Here is a 17,388-nt window from a genome sequence, read left to right as displayed (position 1 = left end):
ATTTGAAAAGGAGTATGATTTATGAGGATATCAATTATAGGAACAGGTTATGTAGGTTTGGTTTCCGGAGTTTGTCTGGCATCGAAAGGCCATGATGTGATTTGTGTAGACAAATTGGATAGTATAGTCGCAAAAATAAATAAAGGTGAACCTCCCATCTATGAGGAAGGTCTGGAACCGCTGCTTAAAGAAACTGTCACTGGCAAGAAGCTGATTGCGACAATGGACATGGCGTATGCAGTCAGTAATTCCGAGGTATCAATAATTGCAGTTGGAACGCCTTATGTTGGCGATAGTATAGACCTGACATATATAAAAGAGGCAGCTGCAGAAATCGGAGCAGTGCTTAGAAACAAAAAAGAATACCACGTAGTTTGTGTCAAAAGTACAGTGGTGCCAACTACAACAGATTCTATTGTACGAAAAGTACTGGAGCAGTCATCAGGCAAAAAGGCAGGGGAGTTCGGATTGGTGATGAATCCTGAGTTCCTAAAGGAAGGAGAAGCCTTGGAGGATTTTTTGAAACCTGACAGGATCGTAATCGGGGCTTTTGATGAAAAGAGCTTTGAAACATTTAAGAAAGTATATGAGAACTGTTTTGATGCACCAATCATTAAAGTAAATCCAAGGACGGCTGAAATGATAAAGTATGCTTCAAACTCCTTGCTTGCAACCCTAATATCTTTCTCAAACGAAATCGCCGCCATATCTGAGGAAGTTGGCAACATTGATTCTGCAGAAGTACTTGAGTGCGTGAATCTGGATAAGCGCATTTCTCCCAGGATCAATAGAAATCTGATCAAGCCGGGTATAACCAGATATATAAAGTCAAGTCGGGGTTTCGGAGGAAGCTGCTTTCCAAAAGACGTGAAAGCGATTATAGCATTTTCAGAGGATTGTGGCTATACCCCCAAAATACTTAAATCTGCAATTGAAGTAAACGAATTGCAAGCCATGAGAATGTTGGGCATCCTTAAAAGAGAGCTTTTAGAACTCAAGGATAAAAATATAGCTGTTCTTGGCCTTGCTTTCAAGGCCAATACAGATGACGTGAGGGAGTCTCAATCCATAAAGCTTGTAAAAGAGCTGATACGAGAACATGCCAGAATAAAATGTCATGATCCGATTGCTATAGAAAATGCGAAAAAGGAATTACAGAACAACCCTGCAGTTTTGATGACTGATAATTATGAAGAGGCACTTAAAGGAGCAGATGCAGCAGTAATCATGACGGATTGGCAGAGTATCGTAAACATACCATTAAATCGTTATGCTGAGCTTATGAAAAATCCGCTGATTGTAGACGGCTGCAGAGTATTGAGCAAATTGGATGCAGAAAGTTACGGAGTAAGATATGTTGGCATCGGATTAAACAAAAAGTAAAAATTTGATTTAATAATATAAAAAATAAAGCCAGAAATCCAAAGGATTTCTGGCTTTCAGCTTTCAATCATGGTCTGGGTGACAGGAATTGAACCTGCGACCTCTTGAACCCCATTCAAGCGCGCTACACTGTAATAGAGTTAATGCAAGGAATTACAGTAACTCTAAAATAATGACTACAAGAATATTTTAGCTAATTCTAACCGCTATAAAGTAGTCGTAGAATAATTCTACCGGCATCAACAAAATATGCTTCAATAAGTGTGAAAATGCGATGTCTGGGAAACCTTCGTCATTGTGATTATGGAATTTTATTTTCAGAAAGGTCTGATTTGCATGTGTAATCTTGTGAACGTTTATTTTATTATTCATGTATTTTATTTGAATCAGTTCTGTTTTTACTGGAGAAGTGCACTGCAACATATTGTCCTATGATAACTGGTAACTCCTTTGGGGTTAAATCATATTGTATATAGAGTACATGCTTAAAATAAACTATCTTGGAAGTTGGGGGGAGCTGGATGACTCATTATTATTGTACAGTACTAAGTAAAGGCTATATACACAGAGGGCTTATTTTGTATAACTCTTTAAAAAAATATGACCAAGATTTTCACTTCTTTTTTATCTGTATGGATGATGAAGTGAATTTACTTCTTGAAAGGATGACACTAGATAGGGCAATTCTTTTAAATATGAAGCAAATTGAAGCCCAAGACCCAGAGCTTGCTGCTATCAAATCTACGTGCAACGATAAAGAGTATATATGGTCTTCGAAAGGTTCAGTCTTTTTATACTTATTCCGTAATTATTCTGAGCTTAACCACATAGTATGGCTGGACGGTGATATAGAATTTTACTCTGACCCTGAACCGATTTTTGGTGAATTAAGGAAATGTTCAATACTGTTAACAGAAGAAAGATTTGTTGAACTAGATAGTGGGTTGAATGACATTTACGGCATATTTAATACCGGGCTGATGGGTTTTGAAAAGAATGTCAATGCAATAAATTGTATCGAGTGGTTTAGGAGTAAATGTATTGAATGGTGCTACGATAGGGTAGAGCCAGGAAAATGGAGTGATCAAATGTACGTAAACAATTGGCCGGTGATGTTTGATGAAGTTAGAATAATGAAAGACATAGGAGTAAATGTAACTGCATGGAACATTCAAGGTGCAGACGTAAGCAAGGTGGATAAAGATATTTATATTAATGGAGAAAGATTGGTGTTTTACCACTATAGCGGTCTTAAGTTTATGAATTACAGTGAATTTGATTTGTGTTCCTATATTGATTTGCCGGAGGATGTAAAGGAATTGATATATAAGCCCTATATAGAGAAGTATCAAAATATAATTAATTATGTAGATGGGTTCATTGATAGTTTCTATAATGGATTAAATTATAAGGAACATAAGTATCTCAATTATTACTCGTTAGGAGGCGAAGGAACAAATGACTAACCATATAAATTACTTTTGTACTATCACAACCAACAGTTATCTGTTAAAGGCATTGGCTCTTTATGAATCAATGTGCATACATACGGATAACAATTTTCATATATGGATTTGTACAATTGATGAGCTTGCCTATGATTTATTGATAAAACTAAATCTGCACCACGCGTCTATAATTGAAGTGGGAGCATTAGAAAGTGAAAGTCTCTTAGAGGCTAAAAATAATCGGTACGTAAACGAGTATTGCTGGACAATAAAGGCAAGCCTCGTAAAACTAATATTAAAGCAACATAATTATATTGACTCCATTCTTTATTTGGATTCAGACACTTTTATGTATTCAAATCCTGATTCATTTTTTGATAGCTTAAAGAAAAACGATGTGTTACTTACAAGTCATAATTTTACTAGCGTAGTAGATTATTCAACAAGACAAAAAGGGCTTTATAATGCTGGCATAGTTGGTTTCAAAAATTCTAGAAATGCACTGCGAATCCTTAATTGGTGGGAGAATAGATGTATAGAATGGTGTTATAATGAAATTCAACCAAATAGGTTTGGCGATCAAAAATACTTGGAAACAATAAAAAATAAACATTCGAAAACAGCAGTTATAGAATCTGTTGGTGGAAACGCAGCGATGTGGAACATAGAATACTGTGATATAAAGAAATTGGATAATAAGGTTTATATTAACAACGATATCCTTATATTTTTCCACTTTTGCATTTTTTTTATTATTAATGAAAATGAATTTGAACTTTGGGAATGTATATGCCCCAAATTAGAAAATAGTGCGATGCAGTTGATTTTTATTCCTTATGTTCAAGCTATTAAAAACGCAATAAACCAAGTAAAAAAATATGAAACAGACATATCGCTTTTTTTATCAGGTAAAAATAATAGTGGTACATTTTATAATTATTTGAAGCTATGAGAAAAAGCACTGTTCAAGGTTCAAAAATAATTCAGGCTGTAAGAAGGAGTGTAGAGGTAGTCATACTACTTCTTGATTTTTTTGCATAAAAAAAAGTGCTTAAAGCACTCTGATTACTTAGATGGTCTGGGTGACAGGAATTGAACCTGCGACCTCTTGAACCCCATTCAAGCGCGTTTACAATTGCTATGGCAAAAAAAGTGTCATGTTACCACGATGTTACCACAGATGAAAAAAATAAGAGTTTCACTTTTAGTGAAGCTCTTTAATATTGCAGTTTCATATGGTGCCGGAGGCGGGAGTCGAACCCGCACGGTTTCCCGCATGATTTTGAGTCATGTGCGTCTGCCATTCCGCCACTCCGGCTTTTAGCCACGTACAATATATTAGCATATAAATACTTAAAAATCAATACAAATATTTACCGCTGCCTGTGGATAAAACTTTCCAGTCTTGTATACATAAATTGTGACCACACATATATTGAACTATGGTCTCGAGTACTTGCAAATATTACAATTAATAAAACATATTTTTTATGGTATAATTTTATGTAAACTAAAGTTGAATGGAGGTTGATATTTAGATGGATCCAATTACACACGCAGTTGTGGGATTGAGCATAGCTGTTTTGACAGGTGAACCTTTAGCGCTTTCAAATCCTGCAATAATAGGCTGTGTGGCAGGTGCGATTATTCCGGATGGAGATATTATAATGCAGCTTAAAGGCGATTATGTATATTTAAAAAATCATAGAGGTATATCTCATTCTATACCAATGATGTTTGTATATGCAGGAGTGTTGACAGGCCTAATATGGATGCTTTTCACCAATATAGAGCTTTGGAAGGTTTTCCAGGTTACATTGATTGGATGCTTTTCTCATATTGCTTTGGATATTACCAATTCGTATGGGGCACAAGTATTTTGGCCTTTGAACAAAAAACGTATTACGCTAGACCTTCTTTTGATTTATGATCCAATGCTGATAATTTTATGTTTGACTATTATTCTGCCTTACACAAGAAGCATTATTCCTCCATACATTGCGGTTTTCATATTTATCGGCTATTTAATACTACGGCAGTTGATGAAAAAGCAAGCGAAGGACATTGTTTTTAAAAGCCTTGGAGGCGAATACGAACCATTGCGCTTTAGAATAATGCCTTCTATGATAGGCCTTATTAAATGGCATTTTATCTTAAGCACGGGAATGGAAAAGGTAATTGGGGAAGTGAATATATTCCCAAGAAGATTCAAAATAATAGACGTCAAGAAGAATATAGAAAAAGACCTGTACAAGCTTGCGATAGATACTCCTATAGCAAGATTTTTCAGCCAGTTCACTCCAATATTCCATGTTGACTGCGAAAAGAAAGAAGATAATTATGTCTTCAAATTCATTGATCTTAGATACTATATAGCAAGAGATTATCTGCACCATGCAACAGCAGTTATGAATAGAGACCTGGACGTTGTGACATCATTGTTTCACCCATATGCCAAGAGCAGGAATGTAGAAGTGTAAATATAAAAACTAAAGCTTGGAAAAGTCTATGACTTTCAGGGCTTTTTTTTTGGGCCAATCCAGGAAAGTCCGAATAATTGTGCTGTATGGATAATACATATAAATTGTGCGCAGTTTTATATTGAACGCACTTATGTTATTACGTTGGAGTATAGTGCGAATTCAATGAAAATTAAGGAAACATTTACGCGAAACTTGAATAGTAATGTGAAATGTTTTTCGCGAAATATATAGGTGAATAAGTATTTTATTGGTTGTCAATAATCTGAATACTGGTGGTATAGCATTCTGCACCATGAGGTAGCTACATAAAAGGAGGAATTGGCTTTGAAAAGGTCTTTTTTAGTTGCACTTATTATTCTTATTTGTTTCAATCAGGTGTCGGCGGACAGTACATCAGGTAAAACAAGCATAGAAATTAATCTGCCTTCTCGTATCTTAAGTCTTTATAAAGATGGCGTTCTGCTGAAGGAATACCCGGTATGCGTTGGGAAACAATCTACTCCTACTCCTCAAGGGGACTATTGGGTGGTATATAAGACTGTCAACCCTTACTGGATAAACAAAGAGGATATAGTGCCTCCGGGGCCTCTGAATCCTTTGGGTGTAAGCTGGATAGGGATTACAAAAAGCATAGGTATTCATGGCAACAACAAGCCTGAATCTATAGGTACCTATGCATCTGCCGGCTGCATCAGGATGTATAACAGGGATGTAATGGAAGTGTATACCTTGGTGCCTGTGAATACGCCTGTTACAATTAAATATGACAGGGTAAAAGCATTTGATGATAAATATTCTGGTAAGGAAGTTGCGGTTCTTTATCCGGATGGTTATAAAGCAGGTGCAAAAAGCGATAAGCTGGTGATGGAGAAGTTAAATCAGATGGAGATTCCTGAAGAATTAATGAAAAAAGCTCAGGTGGTTTTAAAAAAGCCTTATAGCAAGCCTATTGCAATATCTCAGGGTATTGGAGTGTTTTTGAACAACAGCTTGATAACCTGTGATGCTCTGGAACAGCAAGGCACAATATATGTGAACTATAAGGCAGCGGAAGATGTGTTGGGAGTGACTTCAGAGATAGCAGGACTATTTGATATTGAAATAAAGGAGCAGGAAGGAACCATATATGTCAACCTTACACAAACAGTAAAGAAGTTTGGCGGTAGTATGAGCTATGACAAGTCCAGCGGCAATGCATATATAAATATGAAAATCATCAAGGTTAATGGAGTTTTTGCGGGTATGAACTATGGAGATTACGACAAAGTAGACCTCATAGCAGTGGACAGCATCAAACAGCTTGGGTATAAGTATTCCGAAGACTCTGTTGATTTGAGGATATTTGATGAAGGGATAATGAAGCTTAAAAGGAAGAACGTCTGGAGTGCGAATGTGGATAATATCACTGCAGCCTTGGGCGGTCATAAAAATATAAACTCCAGATATGGAGTTGTGGATTTGAAGCTGCCGACTTTCTTAAAATTTGATGATGAGTATTTCAAGACCGACAATATTGACGGAAGGCAGGTGCTCAGTATGGAAGCTGCTTACAGCATTCATGAGAAAACCGGCTGGGATGTGGAAGCTTTTTCGGTACAAGGTGAGAAGTTAGTTGAAACTATCGATTTAGAAACGTTTTTGGAAGACTATGACTATACTTCCAATACTTTTAATACTGTAGTTGATATAAGCGTGAAGGAAAACTGATTGTTTCATAGAATTTAATAATATAGAGATTTTAACAGTAGTAAAGAATACTACTGTTTTTTGTGAGCAAAAAATTTCTGCTAAATATTTGGAACTTTATTTCAAAAGTCTCGTCTAACATGCGCAGGCATATTTTGATGCCTTGCTCTAAAACATATGGTATAATTTACCGAAGGACACCAAAATTTGGTTTATATATGCGAATGTATATTGGGTGATAGATTTATTGAAGAAGTGGAAGGGGGAAATGCTGTGAGTGATATGGAAAAGCTATTAGTGAAAAAGAGTCAGTCTGGAGATGTTGAATCTTTCGAACTCCTGATAAGCTCCTATGATAAAAGAGCATACAATATTGCTTATCGCGTCATGGGGAATGAGGAAGATGCGAAGGACATGGCTCAAGAGGCACTGCTAAGGGTATTCAAATCTATAAAAGATTTTAAAGGGCAATCATCTTTTTCTACATGGCTGTACAGGATCGTAACAAATGTGTGCCTGGATGAGTTAAGGCGCAGGAAGAACGAAAAGTATGTATCCATGGATAGTACCATACAAACAGACAGCGGTGAGCTGCATATGGAGCTGTGCTCGGATAAGGAAACCCCTGAGATTGTTTATGAAAGGGTTGAGCAGAGGGAACTCATAAAGCGCGCAATAAGCGAGTTGAATGAGGATTATAAAAGCGTCATAGTGTTAAGAGATATACAAGGCTTCAGCTATGAGGAAATATCCAACATGCTGGATTGCTCCCTGGGCACGGTAAAATCAAGAATCAACAGAGCAAGAAATATGCTGAGGGAAAAGCTGAAATCAGACATGGAACTTTCCCGTGAAAATAGAGTCTAATTTGGTGAAGGGAGGTAGAAGGTTATGAAGTGCGAAACGATAAGGAATATGATATCCTCATATATAGATAAGGACTTAAATGATATAGAAAAAACCGAATTGGAGAAACACCTTACAGAGTGCGAGCAATGCAGAGAAGAATACGAGAGAATGCTCGATATAATAGCTATATGCGGCAATTTCGAAGAAATTGAACTGCCTCAGAGCTTCAGGACGGAACTTCACCAAAGGCTGGTTGAGGAGAAGAAGAAAAAGAATTTCTTTGGCAGCATCCTGAGGAACAAGAATATGAAAATGGCTACAGGGCTTGTTGCTGCAGCGTTGGTAATTGCAATAGGAATAGGAAGCTCATCACTGCTTTTTAATAATAATATGAAAATGTCCCAGTCAACGGATTCTGCTCCTGGTTATGGCGGAGCGACAGCACCCGCTGCTCCAGCTAGTGATGCGGATTTTAACTTTACAATGCGAGAAGACGAAAAGCAGAAAATCGGAGCAGCTGCGGCGGAACAGCCTCAAATAACCTCGGTTGAAGGCACAGGACTTGCAAAAAATTCTATTAGTATGCAGTTTAGTGAAAGCATTCTGGCCGATAGAGTGGTGCCCAGCGAGGCTGTTGATAGCTCAAGGTCGGGCAGAATGGTGATCAGAACAGGCAATATGTCCGTCAATGTAGCCAGTGTAGATAAAGCGGCCGCTGACATAAGGCAGCTGACTGAAAGCAGTGGAGGGTATGTAGAGAACTCTCAGATAGAAAATATCACAGTACCACAGGTTCAAGACGTTGATGGGAACACTGCGGTCAAGGAAATTACAGAGAAGTATGCAAACATGACTTTGAGGGTACCTGAAGATAAGTTTGAGAGCATATTCAATAATATAAAAGGCATGGGTAAGCTGGTCAACGAGAACATGAACGGTAATGACATAACAGCACAATACAGGGATACGACGGCCAGGGTGGATAACCTGAAGATACAGGAGCAAAGCCTGCAGCAGATTATGACCAAGGCCAAGAATGTAGATGAAATACTGAAGATTGAGACTGAGCTTAACAGGGTAAGAACTGATATAGACATTTATTCCGGAGACCTCAAACGCTGGGATAACTTGGTTCAGCTTTCTACCATCAATATATACCTCAAGGAGCTTAAGCCGGAAGAGCTTAAGAGCGTAGATGTTCCGGGAATGTGGGGGAAGGCATATCAGGGCTTCATAAAGGCTATAAATAATATAGTCGTTGGGCTTGAGAAGACCTTTATAGTATTGGTAACCGCAATACCGTATCTGATTGTAATCGGAGTGCTTTCAGTGGTTGGGCTGTTCACGGCAAGAAAAATAAAATTAAAGAAGAAGCAATAATCAAACAGGCGGTGACCCCGCCTGTTTTTTAGCATTTAAAAATTTTATAACGAATAGGAAAGTATAAATTTCCCTAGTGTACCACTTTCCGTAAATGAGTTTCTTAAAAAACTTCCTTAGTCGTTAGAATGCTTTAATAGGGGCTTTTTTTATATTTTAAAAGGGTTTTTACTTTTTTAGTGGAAATAATATGTTATACAAAAGCGAAAAATGCGGAGGATACAGGGGATGGAAAAAGGCAGATTCATAATAATCGATGGCAACAGCTTAATGCACAGGGCTTTCTACGCGTTGCCGAACCTCACCAATTCCAAAGGCTTTCACACGAGCGTAATATATGGCTTTGTGAATATGATAAATAAGATAATTGAAGAATATAAACCACAGTACATAGGCATTGCCTTTGACAGAAAGGCACCGACCTTCAGACATTTGGAATATGCTGAATACAAAGCAGGAAGACATAAGATGGCAGAAGAGATGGCGGAGCAGATTCCCGTCCTCAAGGAGGTCTTGGCGGCTATGAATATCAAGCAGGCTGAGATAGACGGTTTCGAGGCAGACGATATAATCGGAACAGTTGCTGCCAAGTGCGATGAAAATGGCTTGCCCGCACTTATAGTGACGGGTGATAAAGATGCCTTCCAGCTTATAAGTGATAATGTACATACATTGATGACCAAAAAAGGAATCAGCGAAATTGAAGAATATGATATTGCAAAGCTTAAAGAGACGTATGGAATCGCTCCAGCGCAGATAACCGACCTTAAAGGTCTTATGGGAGATGCTTCGGACAACATCCCGGGAGTGCCGGGAGTCGGGGAAAAGACAGCTTTGGAGCTTATACACCAGTTTGGGACAGTAGAGAATGTACTTCAGAATGTATCTGAAATCAAGAAGAACAAAGTAAGAGAGAATGTATCCAACAATATGGAGCAGGCGCTTTTTTCAAAAAAGCTGGCTACTATAGTTCGTGATGTTCCTATAGAATTCAGCCTTGATGACTACTCTTTGAAGGAGGCTGACAAGGAAAAGCTTTACAAGCTCTTAAGCGAGCTGGAGTTCAAGGGACTGATTGAAAAAATGTGCAGCAGCCTTCCAACTGCCGCAGTAGTGGAAGCTATAGAGATAATAGTAGAGGAAATAAGCAGCATAGACAAGCTGAAGGAAGTATTTGAGAAAGCAGGAAAGAAGGGAAGTCTTGCTTTCAAGATAGATGACGAGATGGGAGACATGCTCAGGACTATATATCTGAGTGTGGAAGGGCGGCAATATCGCTTTCCCGTGAATGACAGCAGTATCGAGCTTATAAGACAGGTAATGGAAGACCCGAAGGTTATGAAGCTGGGACACGATATAAAGCAGGACATACTGCTTTTAAGGAAGTTTGATATTGATGTGAATCCGATAGGCTTTGATACCATGATAGCTGCATATCTGCTCAATCCTTCAAAGGGTTCCTATAAGATCAGAGATCTGAGTCAGGAGTATTCCGGGGCAGGCATGGACGGCTATGATGCCAAAGGCGCAGATCAGATACAAAAGTACGGAGCTACCGTGAAGATGGTGTCAGAGCTGCAGCCGCTGCTCACGAACAAGCTCGTGGAGACTGGTATGGATGAGCTGTATTACAGCATTGAACTGCCTCTGGTAAAGGTTCTTGCTGATATGGAGCATGATGGCTTCAGTGTGGACAAAGACATGCTGGAGGTGCTGTCTGCTGAGTTTGCCAAGCAGATAGAAGTTCTTACGGCAGATATATACAAACTGGCCGGTGAGGAGTTCAATATTAATTCAACCAAGCAGCTCGGAGTGATTCTGTTTGATAGGCTGGGACTGCCGGCGATGAAAAAGACCAAGACCGGATACTCCACGGATGTAGAAGTGTTGGAGCAGCTTTCCGACAAGCATCCTATAATTGAGAAGCTGCTTGAGTACAGGCAGCTTGTGAAGCTTAAGTCCACTTATGTAGATGGTCTTATTGGCATAATAGATCCCGACACCGGGAAAATACATACCAAGCTGAACCAGACGGTTACAGCTACAGGAAGGCTTAGCAGCACAGAGCCGAATTTGCAGAACATACCTATAAAAACTGAAAATGGGAGGAAGATAAGAAAGGTTTTTGTACCGATGAACAAGGACTATACTTTAGTGGATGCCGATTATTCACAGATTGAGCTTAGAGTACTTGCACACATATCCGGAGACCAGGGGCTTATGGATACCTTTGTAAGAAAAGAGGATATCCATACAAGGACAGCTTCTGAGGTATTCGGAGTGGAGCTTAGTGAGGTCACGTCCCTTATGAGGGGAAGGGCTAAAGCCGTTAATTTCGGAATAGTATATGGCATAAGCGATTATGGATTGTCGCAGGATCTTAAAATATCGAGAAAAGAAGCTAAAAAGTATATAGAAAATTATTTTGCAAGGTATCCTATGGTAAAGCAGTACATGATTGATATTGTTGAAGCAGCCAAAGCTGATGGATATGTCAAAACCATAATGAATAGAAGAAGGTACATCCCTGAGATAGCTTCAAGAAATGCAGTGAATAGGAACTTTGGGGAGAGAATGGCTATGAATACTCCAATACAAGGCAGCGCTGCCGATCTTATAAAAATGGCTATGGTTAAGGTTCATCAAGAATTGAAAAAGCGAAACCTAAAGTCCAGGCTTATATTGCAGGTTCACGACGAACTCATTGTGGAAACTCACAGGAGTGAGCTGGAAGAGGTAAAGCAGCTGGTTAAGGAAAGCATGGAAAAGGCCATTGATTTGAAAGTGCCTGTGGTTGCTGATATCAGCAGCGGAGATTGCTGGTATGATGCCAAATAGAAAATAAGGTGGGATTTGTGATGGTTATTGGTTTGACGGGGGGAATAGCAAGCGGCAAGAGTACCGTTTCAGCAAAGCTTAAAGAGCTGGGAGCGGCTATTATTGATGTGGATATACTGGCAAGAGGTGTTGTAAGCAAAGGTGAAATAGCATATAATAGAATAGTTCAGTGCTTTGGTGAGAATATACTGCTGCCTAGCGGAGAAATCAACAGAAAAAGGCTGGGGAGTGTTGTTTTCTCAGATAAAGAAAAGCTGGCATTGCTAAACAGCATAACCCATCCTGAAATCATTAGCAGAGTGAAGGCTGAAATCCAAGAACTGAAGGTCGCCGGAAATAAAGTCATAGTCGTTGACGCGGCTATACTTATAGAGATGGGACTGCATAAATATGTTGATAGCGTGTGGGTTGTGATAGTAGAAAAGGAAACTCAGATAAAGAGACTTATAGAACGTGATAAATTTGATTATAAGGATTCGGAAAACAGGATTAAATCGCAGTTTACAAATGAGGTAAGAAAAAAATACGCAGATGTCATTATAGATAATAATAAACCGATTGAGGAAGTCGGGAAGAAGCTGGAAGATTTATGGAATAATATTATTTCTAGGGGAGAATAGTATTTGGCTAAGGGTAGAAGGTTTAAATATTTAGGGCTTTTAACAGCCATATTGCTTATATATGCAGCAATGCTTAACATACCAAACCTCTTAAAGCTTTTATATCCGTTAGAGCATAAAGAGGCAATAATTAAATATGGACAAATGCACAAAATCGACCCACCGCTGCTGGCTGCACTGATAAAGACAGAAAGCAACTTTGAGGATTATGCGGAATCAAGGAAAGGCGCGAAGGGCTTGATGCAGATCACACCTTCCACGGGAGAGTGGATAGCTGAGACTATGGGAATAAAAGACTTTGAAGAAAGCATGCTTTTTGACCCGGAAATCAATATCAAGCTGGGCAGTTGGTATATAGAGCATCTGACCAATTACTACAATGACAGCTTCGAACTGGTTTTTGCCGCCTATAATGGAGGTCGGGGGAATGTGGACAAGTGGCTGAAAGACAAAAGTCTGAGCAGAGATGGCAGAACTCTGGATGAGATTCCCTTTTCTGAAACAGAAAATTTCGTGAAAAAGCTAAGAAAGAACTACAATGTATATAAAAGTATATATAAGTGGTAAGATAGTGCTTCTTACATAATGATATATAAATTTTACGGTATAACGAAGGATGGAGAACTTATAATGAAGGATAGGAAGTTTTTGCTGGTATTCGTACTGATTATTTCGCTGGTGCTGATATCCTGTGATAAGGTGATTGCGCCGGACAAAACGGAAATCGCCATAGAAGATGAAAAGCCTGTTGCAGGAGGAACAATAAATATGAGCTCGGTGGAGTCAGGTTCTTTGAATCCTCTGCTAAGCAAAAGCAAGACATACAACGACATTTCCAAGCTGATTTTTCAGAGTCTTGTAGACTATGATGAAAAGCTAAAAATAACTCCTGTACTTGCACAAAGCTGGAGCTTCGAGGACGGCTACTCAAAGTGCGTAGTGAAGCTGAAGGACAATTTGCTATGGAGTGACGGAGAAAGCTTAACTGCTGCTGATGTAAAGTTTTCTATGGATACAATTAAAGCATCGGTGGATTCTATTTATAAGAGCAATTTAGAGCATATCTTTTCATATAAAGTCAGAGATAACTCAACAATAGAAGTAGTCTTTGACCAGCCATTTGCAAATGCGATTGATATGTTGGATTTTCCAATAATTCCTGAACATATTTACAAAGCTGATATAAATGCAGTGCCGGTTGGCACTGGTATGTTCAAGGTGGCACAGTATAACAAGCTCAAATCCATGGAGCTGGTATACAATGACAAGTGGAAGGGCACAGAAAAGCCATATATTGAAAAAATTAAGGTAACCTTTATAAATGATACTGATGCATTTTCCACAGCTTTTCAGTCCAAGGAACTGGATATTTTAAATACGACCTCCTATGACTGGGAAAAGTACAGCGAAATGAAGGATGTAAATGCTTACAAATATGCAACAATGAATTATGACTTTATTGGCTTGAATTACAAAAATCCGATTTTTCAGGACAAAGCAGTTAGAAAAGCAATGATCCAAGGTATAAATCGAAAATCAATTGTGGATAAATACTTGCTTGGAAACGCTGCAGTAACTGATGTGCCAATAAACCCGGTTTCCTGGCTGAATGATGGTGAAGGCACAAAATATGGGTATAGCAAGTTGGAAGCTCAGAATCTGCTAAAAGCAGCAGGCTTTGTGGATTCTAACAATGATGGAATTCTAGAAAGAGACGTTGACGGAGTCAAGCAGGAGCTTAAGTTCACGCTGCTGACAAATGATGAGAATGAATTCAGAAGAAAAGCTGCAGAGAATATAAAGAAAGACTTGGAAGAGGCAGGATTTAGGGTTGAAATAAGCTTTATTGCTTTCGCAGACCTGAAAACAGCTATTGAAACTAAAAATTTCGATGCAGTGCTTACAGGCTATAATCTATCGAATACGCAGGATTTGTCTTTTGCTTTTCACAGTACGCAGATAGAAAGCGGCAAGAACTTCATGTCCTATTCCAATACTGATATCGATGCTCTGCTGCAGCAATCATACACTACAATGAACGATGACGAGAGAAAAAATGTATATAAAAATTTGCAGAAAGACTTTAGGGAAGAAGTGCCGTGCATAAGCCTTTTCTTCAGAGATGCAGCGGTGGTTGTGAGGAATAAGATAATAGGAGACATAAAGCCGGATGTAGTGAATCCATATAGAAGCATACATCAATGGTTCATACCTGAAAGCAAGCGATAAGTGGAGCTGTACAGCGGAAAAAAATTACTGCGATGTCATATAGATTCCTATTGACATAAAGGCTTTTAGATTATATAATAGTCAATGTGGCAGGTGGCTACAGACAAGTTTAAACAACAAAAAATAGAACCCTCAAGAAAAAATTTTAACAACCAAAAATGCGAGAGTGGCGGAATTGGCAGACGCGCACGTTTGAGGGGCGTGTGATTCCATCGTACGGGTTCAAGTCCCGTCTCTCGCACCATAACGAATGATTAAGCTTCAAAGTTAAATCTTGAAGCTTTTGTTTTTTTAAAAGCATTTTTCATTATACGTTAACATTCTAGTATTCAAAAAAATCAAGAAATAAAACCTAGTCTTAAAGACAGGAATGGAGATGCATTATTATGATACATAAAGAAAAGAAACCAGTGGGTACAATTGTTCTGTATTTTGCTGCTTTGGCTGTGGCACTCATAGCGGTTGCATCATTGACTAATAGTATTTTATTGTTTAAAAATGTTCTTAACCAATATGCGGCTGAGGGGTATCCGGTGGCTGAGATCATGAAGCAATTGGTACCAACACAATTGCTGCCGGAAATATTTGAATCCGTTGCTCTTTACGGTGGCATAGCAGCTCTTTTATATGCGGCAGGTATGATTAATCAAAAAGTTTCAAAAAGTTTGGCGTTATTAACAAAAGTTGAGGTTTGCAATGAGACTGCGGAAGCTTCAGAAGATGATATAGAAAATGTTGAAGCTATCGGAGAAGCCTGTGAGTCTGACGAGAATAGCCTATAAATTTATTAGCATACAATATGAAAAATGTTTTTTTGACTACTTCGGGAGAAGTAGTTTTTTGCTTTTAACAAGTTAAAGCTAAGCAGGTGAGAACCTACTTAGTATTTTATTTGCTTTTTTCCGGCTCGTAGGCGTCTTCTTCATAATCAAACTCACGTTTTTTCCTGGTCGCCTTATTTGTAAATCCTCTATATGGATTGTTACTGCTGCTGGCAAGCTTCAGCCGGTCATAGTCATCCTCTTCATAATCAAAGTCTCTCTTTATCATGTTTCGCTTTTCTTTATCCAAGATATTTCACTCCCTTTGCAAATCTTACATACCAACAAAAGTATATCAAAATTGATGATTTAAGGATACATCAATCTTTTAACTTATTATTTTGTTATGGCATTGAAAGGTAAAAATGATACTTTAGCGAATAGATATATGGGGCATCATAACTGCAAAGGTTTAAAACTTGTGGGAAAGTATTAAAAAAATGACTGGATTCAACAATTGCCGGGGAAATAATATTGGAATAAGAGGTGTGTTTAATGAAAGAGTTGAGATTGCATGGAGAGCTTATAGTAACGGGTGTTGGAAGCTTGAGATATCTTGAAGATGTACAGTGCAGCAGAGTATTTGTTATAACCGGAGAAGGGTCAACCTTCAGAAATGGTACTATAGATTCAATCAAGGAATTATTGGAGAGAAAGAGCTGTGTGTATTACGTGTACTCAGGAATTAAGAAAAACCCGACAACTGATGAGGTATTAGAAGGTACTGCAGAAATGAGAAGCTTTGTCCCCGATACTATAATAGCTGTGGGGGGCGGTTCAGCCATTGATGCTGCTAAGGCCATGACACTTTTCTATGAATATCCGGGGCTTTCCTTTGATGCAGCGATGAATGAACAACTGCCTGATTCAAGGAAAAATCTGAAGCTTATTGCGATACCTACTACTTCAGGTACTGGAACAGAGGTAACCAAAGCTGCAGTGATAACATATAAGGATAGCGATATAAAGATAGGACTGAAATCCAACGCTTTTATACCGGATGTTGCCATACTTGACGCAAATCTTACACTATCAATGCCGAAGAATGTGGTTGCAGAAACGGGCATGGATGCAATGACTCATGCTGTTGAAAGTTATATAAACACAAATCGGGACGATTATACCGAATGTTTGGCTTCCGGTGCTGTGGAAGGTTTATTCAAGTATCTGCCGCTCTCCTATGAAAAGGGAACAATTGAATACCGTGAAAAGGTACATAATTACCAGTGTATTGCCGGTAGTGCCTTCGCAAATGTAGGGCTGGGGATGGCACATGGGATTTCTCATGCAATAGGGGGACGGTTCAATTATGGGCATGGGCTGTTGAATGCAGTAGTGCTTCCCTATGTGCTGCAATACAATTCAAAGGATATGCTTGTACAGGAAAAGCTTCAATATCTTGCTTCGAGAGTGGGAACCGGCAGTTTTATAGGAGCAATTAAAGAATTGAACAAGAGACTTTCGATTCCAAGTTCCTTCGGGTCAATGGGTATAAGGTCGGAGGACTTTGAGCAAAGCTTTGATATTCTGGTAACCAACTCCTTGAAGGGGTCAACAAAAGTAAACCCTGTATTGGTTTCCATAGAAGATATGAAATTAGTGCTTCGTTATATATTTGAGGGTAAGGATATTACTTTTTAAGCTGTTGTAA

The 17,388-nt window shown here is 38.7% G+C and carries 14 protein-coding genes and 2 tRNA genes; 14 read left to right on the top strand and 2 right to left on the bottom strand.

The genetic code is table 11. From position 1 onward, the window contains the following. The first annotated feature begins 21 nt into the window (after window positions 1–21). From VEB00_13310 to VEB00_13300, 3 genes are all read left to right on the top strand, one after another. Complete coding sequence (locus VEB00_13310; protein ID HYF83992.1) at window positions 22–1,383, top strand: UDP-glucose/GDP-mannose dehydrogenase family protein; 1,362 nt, start codon at window positions 22–24, stop codon at window positions 1,381–1,383. A 521-nt stretch (window positions 1,384–1,904) separates the two neighbouring features. Then, window positions 1,905–2,849: a hypothetical protein gene (locus VEB00_13305; protein HYF83991.1), complete on the top strand. Its 945-nt coding sequence runs from the start codon at window positions 1,905–1,907 to the stop codon at window positions 2,847–2,849. Further along, window positions 2,842–3,783, top strand: coding sequence for a putative nucleotide-diphospho-sugar transferase (locus VEB00_13300; GenBank protein ID HYF83990.1), 942 nt, complete (start codon window positions 2,842–2,844; stop codon window positions 3,781–3,783). The genes VEB00_13305 and VEB00_13300 overlap by 8 nt, the downstream gene beginning before the upstream one ends. Window positions 3,784–4,067: 284 nt before the next feature. Here the strand turns inward: VEB00_13300 and VEB00_13295 are convergent. After that, a tRNA-Leu gene (locus tag VEB00_13295) sits at window positions 4,068–4,149 on the bottom strand. Window positions 4,150–4,369: 220 nt separating this feature from the next. Between VEB00_13295 and VEB00_13290 the strand changes: the two genes are divergently transcribed. The 10 genes from VEB00_13290 (at window position 4,370) to VEB00_13245 (ending at window position 15,698) form a co-directional block, all read left to right on the top strand. After that, complete coding sequence (locus VEB00_13290) at window positions 4,370–5,311, top strand: metal-dependent hydrolase (protein HYF83989.1); 942 nt, start codon at window positions 4,370–4,372, stop codon at window positions 5,309–5,311. Window positions 5,312–5,638: 327 nt separating this feature from the next. Beyond that, window positions 5,639–7,021, top strand: a complete 1,383-nt coding sequence (locus VEB00_13285; protein ID HYF83988.1) for a L,D-transpeptidase — start codon at window positions 5,639–5,641, stop codon at window positions 7,019–7,021. Between the two features lie 261 nt (window positions 7,022–7,282). Then, a complete protein-coding gene (locus VEB00_13280; protein ID HYF83987.1) occupies window positions 7,283–7,867 on the top strand; it encodes a sigma-70 family RNA polymerase sigma factor in 585 nt (194 codons plus the stop codon). Between the two features lie 24 nt (window positions 7,868–7,891). Continuing rightward, on the top strand, window positions 7,892–9,229 hold the full coding sequence (locus tag VEB00_13275; GenBank protein HYF83986.1) for a DUF4349 domain-containing protein: 1,338 nt from the start codon (window positions 7,892–7,894) through the stop codon (window positions 9,227–9,229). Window positions 9,230–9,457: 228 nt separating this feature from the next. Further along, window positions 9,458–12,067 (top strand): DNA polymerase I, encoded by a 2,610-nt coding sequence (gene polA / locus VEB00_13270; GenBank protein HYF83985.1) that lies wholly within the window; start codon window positions 9,458–9,460, stop codon window positions 12,065–12,067. A gap of 17 nt (window positions 12,068–12,084) precedes the next feature. Next, window positions 12,085–12,687, top strand: a complete 603-nt coding sequence (gene coaE, locus VEB00_13265) for a dephospho-CoA kinase (GenBank protein HYF83984.1) — start codon at window positions 12,085–12,087, stop codon at window positions 12,685–12,687. Between the two features lie 3 nt (window positions 12,688–12,690). Next, on the top strand, window positions 12,691–13,254 hold the full coding sequence (locus VEB00_13260) for a lytic transglycosylase domain-containing protein (protein HYF83983.1): 564 nt from the start codon (window positions 12,691–12,693) through the stop codon (window positions 13,252–13,254). A gap of 63 nt (window positions 13,255–13,317) precedes the next feature. Next, window positions 13,318–14,916 carry a peptide ABC transporter substrate-binding protein gene (locus VEB00_13255; GenBank protein HYF83982.1) on the top strand — a complete coding sequence of 533 codons (1,599 nt, stop codon included), beginning with the start codon at window positions 13,318–13,320 and terminating at the stop codon, window positions 14,914–14,916. Window positions 14,917–15,076: 160 nt separating this feature from the next. Then, a tRNA-Leu gene (locus VEB00_13250) sits at window positions 15,077–15,160 on the top strand. A gap of 142 nt (window positions 15,161–15,302) precedes the next feature. After that, window positions 15,303–15,698, top strand: coding sequence for a hypothetical protein (locus VEB00_13245; GenBank protein ID HYF83981.1), 396 nt, complete (start codon window positions 15,303–15,305; stop codon window positions 15,696–15,698). A gap of 106 nt (window positions 15,699–15,804) precedes the next feature. Here the strand turns inward: VEB00_13245 and VEB00_13240 are convergent, their stop codons facing one another. After that, window positions 15,805–15,987, bottom strand: coding sequence for a hypothetical protein (locus VEB00_13240; protein HYF83980.1), 183 nt, complete (start codon window positions 15,985–15,987; stop codon window positions 15,805–15,807). 245 nt (window positions 15,988–16,232) lie between these two features. Here VEB00_13240 and VEB00_13235 point away from each other — a divergent pair, with 245 nt between their 5' ends. After that, window positions 16,233–17,378 carry an iron-containing alcohol dehydrogenase gene (locus tag VEB00_13235; GenBank protein HYF83979.1) on the top strand — a complete coding sequence of 382 codons (1,146 nt, stop codon included), beginning with the start codon at window positions 16,233–16,235 and terminating at the stop codon, window positions 17,376–17,378. Window positions 17,379–17,388 lie beyond the last annotated feature (10 nt).

The sequence above is a fragment of the Clostridia bacterium genome (assembly GCA_035628995.1).
Classification (GTDB): Bacteria; Bacillota; Clostridia; order Lutisporales; family Lutisporaceae; genus BRH-c25.
This window is presented reverse-complemented; position numbering and strand designations above follow the sequence as displayed.

Excerpts from the sequence above, each read along its gene's own strand:
- VEB00_13310 (HYF83992.1), top strand. The coding sequence starts at position 22 with ATGAGGATATCAATTATAGGAACAGGTTATGTAGGTTTGGTTTCCGGA.
- VEB00_13305 (HYF83991.1), top strand. The coding sequence starts at position 1,905 with ATGACTCATTATTATTGTACAGTACTAAGTAAAGGCTATATACACAGA.
- VEB00_13300 (HYF83990.1), top strand. The coding sequence starts at position 2,842 with ATGACTAACCATATAAATTACTTTTGTACTATCACAACCAACAGTTAT.
- VEB00_13290 (HYF83989.1), top strand. The coding sequence starts at position 4,370 with ATGGATCCAATTACACACGCAGTTGTGGGATTGAGCATAGCTGTTTTG.
- VEB00_13280 (HYF83987.1), top strand. The coding sequence starts at position 7,283 with ATGGAAAAGCTATTAGTGAAAAAGAGTCAGTCTGGAGATGTTGAATCT.
- VEB00_13275 (HYF83986.1), top strand. The coding sequence starts at position 7,892 with ATGAAGTGCGAAACGATAAGGAATATGATATCCTCATATATAGATAAG.
- polA (HYF83985.1), top strand. The coding sequence starts at position 9,458 with ATGGAAAAAGGCAGATTCATAATAATCGATGGCAACAGCTTAATGCAC.
- VEB00_13255 (HYF83982.1), top strand. The coding sequence starts at position 13,318 with ATGAAGGATAGGAAGTTTTTGCTGGTATTCGTACTGATTATTTCGCTG.
- VEB00_13245 (HYF83981.1), top strand. The coding sequence starts at position 15,303 with ATGATACATAAAGAAAAGAAACCAGTGGGTACAATTGTTCTGTATTTT.
- VEB00_13235 (HYF83979.1), top strand. The coding sequence starts at position 16,233 with ATGAAAGAGTTGAGATTGCATGGAGAGCTTATAGTAACGGGTGTTGGA.